We start from the raw sequence: 9,298 nt of genomic DNA on the forward strand, positions 1-9,298 counted from the left end.
AGCCCCGGCACCCCGTCAGTCATCGGATCCGCTGGTCACGGTGGCGACGTCGGCATCAGGCCCGCGCCCGTCGCTGTCATTACCAACGTCAGCGACGACTCATCGATCACTAAATGCGGCTGGAGTACTAAATCTGAAGAGCCCCGAGAAGGTGCTACTTGCTGTATAGCCACCCGGTGTCCATACTTCCGGTGAAGGCCCTGCTCATGTTTCTACTCTTAAGGACGTCATTCCACGCCGCGCCAGTATGTGAGGGTGTGGCTGGTGCTTTTGACCACACTCGGTGAGGACTCGGGCTGCGGCCAAATTTGCAGCAGGTAGCGATCAACGGCGGCATTCCCCGGAGCTAGACTGTTCACCTTGGAACCTTCGTCCATGTTGGCGGCGTGATATCGCAGTCGATACCACCCCGGCCCCGAGGGCAGCTCTGGGAGCGGATGGTCGCCGCTTTCTCCAGACCACTCGGCTATGCGGAGATGCTCCGACATGGACCAGAAGCTGATCTCCACGATGTCTTCGTATCCGTCTAAGTCCGTTCCCGGGTCGTGGTCGGCCACGACTACGGAGAAATCGACCGGGCCCGTGTGTAGGCCCGTGACTAGGAAGGCTTTACCGTCTGCGGCTCGGATGATCCCGACCGGGTTCTCCGGGTGATCCTTGGGGCGGGACTCCGGAATCGGAAATTCATCGCTTGCGTCGACGAGATAAGCCTGCTGGTAGTGGACGTGAAGAACGAACCCGATTTGTGTCGTGGCCATGGCCGACAAGCATACAGTTGTCGACCAATGTTTCAGTCGAGCGTATCGGGCTTGCTACGGTACAGAGTCAAGGTATTGCCGGTGGCTGGGGAATCCCACATCAGAAGCCCCTACACCAAGACCGTTGCGTTCTCGGTTGGTGAGACTCTGCACCCCTGGGCCGAGTAGCCCAGTGAGGGCGCCCAGTGCGGAGATGACAAACGCGACCCCTGATGATCGTCGGTGTCTAGCCAGTCGATCAAGAACAGGGGCCGCGTTCGCGTGCCATCATCCCCGATCAACGTGCTCTCTCGCCACCTGGAGCACGTCACCCTCACCGACCCGGCCATCGACCTGCCCACCCTGGCCGAGGTACTGGACACCGTGCCCGACCCCCGCAGCCGCAGCGGACGCCGCTACCAGCTAGGACCGATCCGATCCTCGCCTTAACCATGCTCGCCGTCCTCAGCGGAGCGACATCACTGGCACAGCTCGCCAGGTTCATCGCCGGGTACGACCCCGCCCTGCGCATCCAACTCGGCCTCCCGGCCACGACGCGGCCGGCCGCCTCCACCCTGGGACGGCTGCTGGCCCGCCTGGACGGCGACGCTCGCAGCGGATGGGCGGCTGCACCGAGGGTTACGCGCCGCCCTGGCCCACCATGTCGTCTTCTCCTGGAACCGGCTCGGCCTGCCCTACACGACCCAGGCCGTCCTGGCCCACACCGCGAAGAAGGTCGTGTTCGGGAGCGACCCCACGGTCCCCGTCGCGGACGAAACGAGGAACGAAAGAACATGAACGACTCGCTTCAGCAGATCGCACGGCGCTTCCCTCTGGTCGCCCGCCCCCGGCCAGCGTGCCTGCCCCTCAAGGCCCGCATCGCCGAGGTACGCGACCTTGCCGATGCGACCAGCCAGCGCACGGCCCCCGACCACCTCACACTCGCCGCGCAAGCGCTGAACAAGGCGGCACTGATCGCGAGCGACTGCGGCATCCCTATCACGGCCCGATCGCTGTGCTGGCGGCACTTCACCGCCTACCTGCCCGCCCGGCCGCTCGGCGCACGCGAAGCCCGCCATGCCCTGGAGCCCCTCATCAACCTCGCCCGGCTGGCCATCCGAGATAACGACGGCACCCGCGCTTACCAACTGCTCGACACCCTCTTCCACGCCGTCAGCACCGGCCGCGAAGCCGACATTGACGGCCGTCGGGTGTCCTTCGAGTCATTCACGCGCACGGCCGACGATCTTCGCACCGTCCTGCAGTGGTTCTGGGGTGTCTTCCTGGCGGAAGGCACCCCGGGCGCTCATCAGCGAGGGCCGATGGCATCGAGCGGTAGCCCACGCCGACCAGTACCGGGGCGTCGGCCAGCGGCTTCTGGACGGCCGCCAAGCCGCCATCGTGGCCCACTGTCTCGCCGGCCACACCGATACCGCCACGTCGCTCGTGGCCGGCAGCACGTTGTCCCAGCCGTGGGAACACGCGGTCGCGGCTTGCCTGAGCGCGCTGTGCAGGCGGGCGGTCGGATGCTCGGCCGATGACGCCTTCGCCGCTGTCCGTCAGTACTGCCACGACGTCGACCGCTCAGCAGAGTTGCTGATCTTCCGTACGCGCCTCGGCCTGACCGTCCTTGACCTCGACCAATCCCAAGCCAGCTACGTACAAAGCTCTCTGATCGGCGATGTCTTCGCCATGGCAGACGGTTACGCCGCTCGGGAAGTTCTGGCGCACGATCAGGCCAGGGAGATGCTCGGCGCAGCTAAGAAGCAGGCGCTCGCCTCGGTCGGCTGTCCATCGACGCGAGCAGACACACGGAGGCCAGCAGATACCTCACCGCCACGATCTACGCCGCCCACGAGGCCGACGACCTTTCCCTGGCCGGTCACGCCCTCGGGTACATGAGCCTGCACGCCCTCTACCGCGACCAGCCTGGCAAGGCGCTCGCTCTGGCGCGTACCGCTGTCGATCTCACCAGCGTGGGCACGTCTCCACACGCACGAGCAACCGCACATAACCGCACTGCACGCGCCCATGCCCGGCTTGGCGAGGCCGACGCTTGTAAGCGCAGCCTCGCTCTGGCGCGAGCCGCGTACGACGCGGAGGCGGGCGAGAGGGAGCCCCGATGGGTCGGCTACGTCGACGAGGTAGAGCTACTCGCCCAGCGTGGCGCCTGCTTCCTTGATCTGGGGCTGGCCGGCGAGGCGATCACGGAAATCGAGCACACGATCTCACTCGTACAGTCGAGAACGCCGGAGCATGCAAGAGACCTGGCCCACTACACGGTCCGGCTGGCCGCCGCCTACCTGAGCAAGGGCGAGGTAGCGCAAGCGACGGCCATCGGCGGGAGCGCACACCGAATGTCGGTCGCCATCGGCTCGGCCCGGGTACGGGAACGCTTCACCGAGTTCATGGACAGCCTGTCCGCTCACAAGAAGGTTCCGGAGGTCCGTGAGCTGGCGGAAGAGGTGCGGGCGTCCTACTGAACGTCGTCGGCCACCCCCAGGACGGCACGAATGGCGGCCTGGGTATCGCTGAGATCGGTGAGGACGAGTTCGGCGCCGGCCTCGCGTAGAGTGTCCGCGCTGCATGATCCGGTGGCGACGGCGACAACCCGGGCACCGCCGAGGTGTCCGGCCAGGACGTCGTTCGGGGTGTCCCCGATGAGCACGGTGTTCTCGGCGCCGAAGGCGTGCCCGTACTTGGCCGTGGCCCGTTGCTGCGCCAGCCGCACGAGCTCGGGACGCTCTTCGTGGTCCATCCCGTACGCGCCCGCGTCGAAGTCCACGAACCGGTCGAGTTCGAACGCCTTGAGCTTGCCGATCGCGATCGGCTCCATGTTCCCGGTGAGCACGGACTGGACGACGTCCGGGTGGTCGGCGAGTCTGGCGAGTGCCTCCGTCGCTCCGTCCAGCACGCTGCCGCGTTTCCTGATCTCCTCCTCGAAGGTCAGGAAGGACTCGGCGAGGGCGAGGCCGAACGAGTGCAGCAGCTCAGCCGAAACCTCGATGTGGTGCAGGCGCAGGGTGTCCGCCGTGATCGCGCGTTCGGTGCGGCCGGTCATGTCGGCGAGCTGGCGCATGGCCTGGCCTGTCGCGGTTTGGAAGGCTTCGGCGTAGATGTTGTGGCTGAGGCCGCCGATGGTGATCAGAGTGTGGTCGATGTCCCACAGGACCAAGGTCTTCCCGGCGCTCATCGTACGAGCCTAGCCTCCATCTTGTGATTTCGGCATGTATGGATGAGTCCTATCTTCCCAGGTCATAAGCGCTTTTCTTATGTTCTCGCGTGAAATTCGCCGCGAGAGCCAGAGGCTGGAGAGGCAGTGGGTGGAGTGACCAGAAGGATCGGGTAGAGATTTATACGCCTGAGGATGACGTTCTTGATGACTTCCCACGCCCTCTGGGGGCAAGGCCTGTTACCTCCGCCAGACTTGCGGATCGTGTCGACGACCGAAAGACCGTTCCATCCCACGAGTGAGGCGACTCCGTTCACCGCTTCGAAGGAGCGTGGGCTGCCTGCGATGCTACGTCCACGACGGCCCGGGCTCGCCGCCCTTGCGGTCCTGCTCGTGCTCGGAGGTGCCTTGGCCACCACGCTGCTTGTGCAACGCGCTGATCAGCGGATCTCCGTGATCCGGATCAATCAGCAGGTCGGCTCGGGGGAGGGATTCCGGCCGGCGGTCATGCAGGAAGCGCTGATCGCCGACGCCGGCGGGGAGTACGTGCTGTGGTCGGAACGCGAGCAGATCGCCAGGACAGTGGCCGCGGTGACGATCCTTCCTCACACGTTGCTCACCCGGGCGATGACCACGACGGCGAGCGAGAAACTTGCCGCGGGCAAGGCGCGGGTGGGGTTGGCGCTGAAGCCGGGTCAGGTGCCGAGCGAGTTGAAGCCGGGATACCGGGTGCAGATCATCCATGCCCACCACACGGGGCAGGCCAGTCTTCTGGCGCCCAGCGCGCTGGTGGACAGCGTGGTCGAGCAGCGCAACGGCACGACGATGGTCACGGTCGTGGTGGACAGCGCCGCGGCTCCGGAGATCGGAGCGCGCGCGGCGGCTGGTGACATCGTGATCGTGGAGCTGTCCGGCGAGCGTTAGAACCAATCGAGCACTATAACGAATAGTGGTTGATTGATTACTCTCTGTAGGTGTACTTGTTATGCACCTACGGAGGGGGTCCTCAATGGGCAGGGCGCGGGTTGTCTTGGTTGCTGTAGTCGTTGCATTCGGGGTATCAGGAGTCGCATCTCCGGTAGCCGCAGACAGAGGACCATGGGTCTCTCGCTACAGCGATGCTGGGAAGGCCACGGTCAGCTCCGATCGCAAGACCATCACGGTGTGCGATCTCGATCGCCGGGATGATCTCCGCTTCAAGGCGGAGTTCGCGACGGCGAATCCGATCGATCCTTCGACCTACACCGTCGTCGCTCCCCAGGGCGGCTGCAACGACGACCGTACGTACATCAGCCGGATCCAAGTGTTCAAGCTGTGCGTCGGCCGGCCCTCATTCGGCGGCATTGTGTGGGGCGATTGCTACAACCCCGTTCGGCCCCGCCCTTGACGCTCACGTCTTGAACGCAAGGGATCGCGCGTCGGCGCGGCAACTTGCTAGCGTTCACTGCCCGGGTACGACTCTCGACCCGGACCTTGAGGAGTGAGGCGTAGAGGAAAGGGCCAGATGAACGCTGAGACCGCGGACCTACTCTTGGACGTGGTGCGGCGTCTGGAGAAGAGCATCGTGGCCCGGGAATGCCCCGCCATCGTCGCGGTCCAGGGCGAGCGCAAGCTCGTCCTGAGCGATTACGACTACCTGCGTGACACGGCGGCAGCAGCGGCATTCGAGACCAGAGCTGCGGAGAAGGCGCGAGAGATAGGCGTCGACCGATGGGTGCTGGCCGTTCCGCAGGTGTAGATCTTCAAACCGCCGAGCACGATCGCGGTACGCGCTGTCTCGAAACATCCACTCCGGGAGGGGGAACAAGAAGCCATCACGTGGATGAGCTTCGATCGTGAGAACGGCGTGGACTACGGCCGAGTCGTCTACGCACGCCGCCCCAACGGCGAGCCCGTCTTCGAGGAACCAGAGATCTTTGACGTGGGGATCCGCCCAAGAGAAACGATGCCCGGATTCGTGCTGCTCCAGAGATGTCCAGGGAAGGAGTGAGGGCCGACTCACGAAGAACCGGCCCTCTGACCAACCTGAACTCTCTGACAAAAGAAAGGTTGAGATCGGTCATCACGAGTCTACGACCTGCCATCGCCATTGTCAGGGATCCCGGGGCCCAGCGGATGACCCGTACACGAGCCTTGGTTTAGTACTTGTCGAAGGTTAACTCGATGGAAAAGTGGTCGATAGTTCATATGGCCGCTTCGCGGTCATATGAACTATCTCGAGACAGTTGCCTCTCTGATAATCGTGATTGGTCGACGGTCGTTCTTGTCAATCACGACTCGCTCGCCAAGCGGGTTCGCTAGCTTAAATGGTACAGGAAAGACATGTGCGGGAAGATTGGTGAACTCCTTCTCCCAGGGCCAACTACGGCGACAGGAAGCATCCACGTCAACTTCAACGATCACTTCGGATGACGATTCTGTCACTCCCTTGCCCGTTATCCTTTCGCAGAAGGCACCCGTGCTGTCGGGCGCACCGAAGGACAGTTCAACTGTAAGAGTGCGTTCGTCGGACGACAGTTTCGCTCTGTGAATATCCCAGGGTGAGCTGCAGCCGACTGCTCCGAGTATGGTGCCTGTGATACAGATAAGGATAAGTGTTGTCCTGTGCGCCCTGCTGGGAGGAGTAGACATGGTGTCAGAGTCTACCCTATTTACGCTTCAGGACATCACCGCCGAAGGCTTCGCGAATCGTGGTGATATCGGTGAACACCAGCTCACAGTCGCCGAAGAAAGGACTGACGCCGGCGGCTATTACACCTTTCGCGACGACGGATCCGTCACTGCGGAAGGTGTATACAGGCCCACCTGAGTCGCCATTTTGGGCGCACCCGCTCGGTCGTGTGCCGACGACGATATTGTCTGTTGTTCCACCGTTTGTCTTGCGCCAGGTGTTGGGGTCCTGAACCTTCCAGTTACAGCTCTGTCCCGACTCCGATCCGCCTACGCAGAACAAGTCATTCTTTATGGAGCGCCGACCGTAACCACCCGTCACGGACTTCTTAACGTTCGACCCTGCATTGCCGATGAAGATAGAAGCAGTAGGTGCCACCGGAGCATTCGTACTGACAAGGGCAATGTCACCTAGCCACTTGTTCTGGCCGGGAAGCGGTACCGTCCCGGTGCCGTTGGAGTAGTTGGTTAGTACGCGTTGGCCGTAGTATCGTGTGCCGTCGTTGGTGACCGACACTGAGCTGTAGGCGGTCGGCATGCAATGGCCCGCCGTCACCAGTCGTTTGCCTGCTGGAATTTTCCAGGCGAAGGCCATGGTGCATCCCGGGGTGGAGGTGGCGCTGTAGCGACTGCCGCCGTTGATGAAATCATCGCTGTCGTTCTGTCGGTTGTCGTCGCCATTAAGCAGCTGCATTTCGCTCGCGTTCGGATCGAGTCGGATCACGACGGAGTCGACACCGTAGCGTTGAGCCAGAGCCAGTCTGAGCTCAGGTGTGACAGCATTCGCTGTAACCAGAACCTGCCCGCGTTCTGCCCAGATGCGTGCGGCTATGACATTGTCGGCATTGGGTAGTTGAGTGCTGTTCAGGTTCATGATTTCCCGGGCGACGGATGTCTGGCGGGCGTAGCTGATGGTACTGTTGGGCACCTGAGGCGTGAAGTTATATGGTTCGCTGGGACCTATCACGCCCTCAGAGTCTTCATCGGTGTCGCCATCGATATACTCTCCGGGAAGAGTCCAGTCGACACCCCCGAGCTCCAGGTAAGCGGTTCCTGTCAAAGGCGTGGAGCCGATGCTATGGCCATTCGCTGTAGCGGCAGGGACGATGACCTGGCCACTGACCATGTCGACATAGGGGTTGGCGAGTTCTTCCGGGTTGGCTTCGGCTCGGTCGATGGCTGAACTGAGGGCATGAGCCTGAGATTCGGCCATTTGAGGCATGTCGCTACCCCAATTCGCCGGAGCTTGGATCACTTCCACGCCATCTGGGCCAGCGGGATAAAGGGTGGTGGCGTCGCCGATCGGTGTGAACGTTGCGATCAGTTTGGGAGGGTCATTGAAGTCGGTGTCCTCCGATGAAGGGAATACTCGGTAGTTCGCGCTTGCGTTCTCATTGGGCGACATTAGAACGAGTCCGTAGTTGCCGGCATCCTCCGCCCATTGGCGTGCTATGGGGGTTATATCCCAATTCATAGAAGTCGGGGCACATGATCCACCAACACTATTTCTGTTGATGACGGCGTTTTCGGTGGTGTTGCTCGGCTGCTCCGCCCATGTAACTGTGGTCGGATCCCAGCGATTGGTGACACGCCGCACCTGTATGCCGGCTCCAACCGTCGAACCACAACTGGGTCCGGCGATGTTGAGTAATGACAGAGTGACATTGCTGATTTGCTGCCCGACGAAGGGAGCGGAGTTGAACTTCAAATATGCCCGGGATTTGCTGCCGTCCGACTCCGTCCCCGCCTTCAGGAAGGCGCCATCACCGTTCGGAGAGTCTGGGGAAATGCTCCAGACATCTGCGTCTGCTGTGGCAATAACGGCGACGGCCGATTGCAAGGTCACTGGATACGCCGTGTCGGCGTCCTCAAGAAAGTTCTGGTCTGGCTTGAGAAGTAGTGTTTGCTTCTCATCTACGGTCATTAGGGTGGTTTCCACCCTGCCCGTCTCTGCGCTGCGACTCTCGGTGGCTTCGGCGCCACGCATGATGGGTTGCGCAGTCACAGTGAGATTGCGGCTCCCCTCGCCGACCAGGCGCAGGCGGCCATTGGAATCTCCGCGTAGCGCAAGTTTTTTGCCTCGCACTGGAATCTTGATTTCTAGAGCCTTGGTAGGCCGCTCGCGTAGGACCAGATCGTAACGAAAGCCTGTGGCAAGTGCGGTCACCACGAGGTCGGTGCCGGATCCCGCCGCATCGGTGTAGGTGGCACGGTTACCCTGAAGTGTCGGCCTTGGAAGCCTGGTAGGCCATGCCAGAGTGAGAGATTGCGCGGGGGTGAAGGTAAAGGTGGTTGCAGGATCCGAATCCTCCCCATGAGGAAGTTTCAGATCACCCTTAATCACCTTGGGTCTGATTTCATCGCCCTGAGCTGTGAGGGTAGGGTCGATCCATGCCCATGCGCCTTTTTTCTTGACCCGGACTGGCCTTGTCCAAAGCTCTGTCGTGATGTGTCCATCAGGGTGTCGCCAGTAGCGTGCGGTTTCGGTGGCCGCTCCGAGAAGTTCGACAGCACCGCGTTGTGTGGCTACATCAGTCCCGACCTTGGTGGTTAGGTCCCGCGGGGGATTTGCATGTGCGCTGGGGAGTAGGGGTGAGATGAGGAAGGGGGTTATCAGGAATCCGACGACTGCTGCTCGTAATGGGACCGTGCTCATAAAGCTCCTATCTGACGTTGATCACCAGACGGATTGACATTAACAGCAAAGATCGTCTGCTTC

Annotated in this window: 9 protein-coding genes; 6 read left to right on the forward strand and 3 right to left on the reverse strand. The window is 62.0% G+C overall.

The genetic code is table 11. The features are described 5' to 3' along the window. Nucleotides 1-227: 227 nt before the first annotated feature. Nucleotides 228-758 carry a hypothetical protein gene (locus KME79_RS14995; RefSeq protein ID WP_219544940.1) on the reverse strand — a complete coding sequence of 177 codons (531 nt, stop codon included), beginning with the start codon at nucleotides 756-758 and terminating at the stop codon, nucleotides 228-230. A 261-nt stretch (nucleotides 759-1,019) separates the two neighbouring features. Between KME79_RS14995 and KME79_RS15000 the strand changes: the two genes are divergently transcribed. From KME79_RS15000 to KME79_RS15010, 3 genes are all read left to right on the forward strand, one after another. Next, entirely contained in the window at nucleotides 1,020-1,187 is a 168-nt protein-coding gene (locus KME79_RS15000) for a transposase family protein (protein ID WP_219544941.1), read from the forward strand. A gap of 344 nt (nucleotides 1,188-1,531) precedes the next feature. Further along, on the forward strand, nucleotides 1,532-2,278 hold the full coding sequence (locus KME79_RS15005) for a hypothetical protein (RefSeq protein WP_219544942.1): 747 nt from the start codon (nucleotides 1,532-1,534) through the stop codon (nucleotides 2,276-2,278). A gap of 246 nt (nucleotides 2,279-2,524) precedes the next feature. Next, the gene (locus KME79_RS15010) at nucleotides 2,525-3,220 is read left to right on the forward strand and encodes an NsdA family TPR-like regulatory protein (protein WP_504739477.1); all 696 of its coding nucleotides are present in this window, start codon (nucleotides 2,525-2,527) and stop codon (nucleotides 3,218-3,220) included. Here the strand turns inward: KME79_RS15010 and KME79_RS15015 are convergent. After that, nucleotides 3,214-3,930 (reverse strand): HAD family hydrolase, encoded by a 717-nt coding sequence (locus KME79_RS15015; protein ID WP_219544944.1) that lies wholly within the window; start codon nucleotides 3,928-3,930, stop codon nucleotides 3,214-3,216. The two genes, KME79_RS15010 and KME79_RS15015, sit on opposite strands and share 7 nt — an antisense overlap. 387 nt (nucleotides 3,931-4,317) lie before the next feature. Between KME79_RS15015 and KME79_RS15020 the strand changes: the two genes are divergently transcribed. The 3 genes from KME79_RS15020 to KME79_RS15030 all read left to right on the forward strand — a co-directional run bounded on the left by KME79_RS15020 (nucleotide 4,318) and on the right by KME79_RS15030 (nucleotide 5,647). Continuing rightward, nucleotides 4,318-4,833: a hypothetical protein gene (locus KME79_RS15020; RefSeq protein WP_219544945.1), complete on the forward strand. Its 516-nt coding sequence runs from the start codon at nucleotides 4,318-4,320 to the stop codon at nucleotides 4,831-4,833. 238 nt (nucleotides 4,834-5,071) lie between these two features. Next, nucleotides 5,072-5,296, forward strand: a complete 225-nt coding sequence (locus tag KME79_RS15025) for a hypothetical protein (protein WP_219544946.1) — start codon at nucleotides 5,072-5,074, stop codon at nucleotides 5,294-5,296. A gap of 117 nt (nucleotides 5,297-5,413) precedes the next feature. Then, nucleotides 5,414-5,647 (forward strand): hypothetical protein, encoded by a 234-nt coding sequence (locus KME79_RS15030; protein WP_219544947.1) that lies wholly within the window; start codon nucleotides 5,414-5,416, stop codon nucleotides 5,645-5,647. A gap of 909 nt (nucleotides 5,648-6,556) precedes the next feature. On the opposite strand, the gene KME79_RS15035 is transcribed toward KME79_RS15030, so the two are convergent. Beyond that, nucleotides 6,557-9,235, reverse strand: coding sequence for a DNRLRE domain-containing protein (locus KME79_RS15035; RefSeq protein ID WP_219544948.1), 2,679 nt, complete (start codon nucleotides 9,233-9,235; stop codon nucleotides 6,557-6,559). Nucleotides 9,236-9,298 lie beyond the last annotated feature (63 nt).

The organism is Nonomuraea harbinensis, from assembly GCF_019396385.1.
GTDB classification, from domain to species: Bacteria; Actinomycetota; Actinomycetes; order Streptosporangiales; family Streptosporangiaceae; genus Nonomuraea; species Nonomuraea ferruginea.